This window comes from Vibrio chagasii, from assembly GCF_002954585.1.
Taxonomy (GTDB): Bacteria; Pseudomonadota; Gammaproteobacteria; order Enterobacterales; family Vibrionaceae; genus Vibrio; species Vibrio chagasii_A.
The window spans coordinates 1-1,014 of record NZ_MSCI01000013.1 but is presented as its reverse complement, the minus strand read 5'-3'; the positions used below and the strand labels follow the sequence as shown (position 1 = coordinate 1,014).

Genomic DNA, 1,014 nt, shown 5'->3' with positions numbered 1-1,014 from the left:
ATGAACCACCTGCATGCGCTTTACGCCCAGTAATTCCGATTAACGCTCGCACCCTCCGTATTACCGCGGCTGCTGGCACGGAGTTAGCCGGTGCTTCTTCTGTTGCTAACGTCAAGAGATGCCGCTATTAACGACACCCCCTTCCTCACAACTGAAAGTACTTTACAACCCGAAGGCCTTCTTCATACACGCGGCATGGCTGCATCAGGCTTTCGCCCATTGTGCAATATTCCCCACTGCTGCCTCCCGTAGGAGTCTGGACCGTGTCTCAGTTCCAGTGTGGCTGATCATCCTCTCAGACCAGCTAGGGATCGTCGCCTTGGTGAGCCATTACCTCACCAACTAGCTAATCCCACCTAGGCATATCTTGACGCGAGAGGCCCGAAGGTCCCCCTCTTTGGCCCGTAGGCGTTATGCGGTATTAGCCATCGTTTCCAATGGTTATCCCCCACATCAAGGCAATTTCCTAGGCATTACTCACCCGTCCGCCGCTCGACGCCGTTACCGTTCCCCGAAGGTTCAGATAACTCGTTTCCGCTCGACTTGCATGTGTTAGGCCTGCCGCCAGCGTTCAATCTGAGCCATGATCAAACTCTTCAATTTAAGATTTTGTCGACTCAATGAATACTGATTACATTCCCTATTCTTACGAATAGTGAATGTGAATTGACTGTGCCGAATCTTACGATTCGAATTGGTCACTCAGTTCATTGAAATCAAGTTGAAACCGAAGTTTCATTTTTTGATATTCATCAACGAGTGCCCACACAGATTGATAGGTTTAAATTGTTAAAGAGCTTTGCTATCAACGCTTTAGCGTCGAAGCGGATGCGTATAATACGCGATTGACTGTTGAAGTCAACATAAAACTCTAAGTTTATTTAGAACTTTATGGTGACTTGCTTAGATTCTAAGCAAAGTCGCTATTTTGTTTTCATTTTTCTAAAAAATGAAAGTAAATAGAAACCTGGCGATGTCCTACTCTCACATGGGGAAGCCCCACACTACCATCGG

General features: G+C 47.0%; 1 rRNA gene. It reads right to left on the bottom strand.

The window, feature by feature from the left end:
• Nucleotides 1–603, bottom strand: a 16S ribosomal RNA gene (locus tag BTO10_RS23300); the annotation flags it as partial.
• Between the last annotated feature and the right edge of the window lie 411 nt (nucleotides 604–1,014).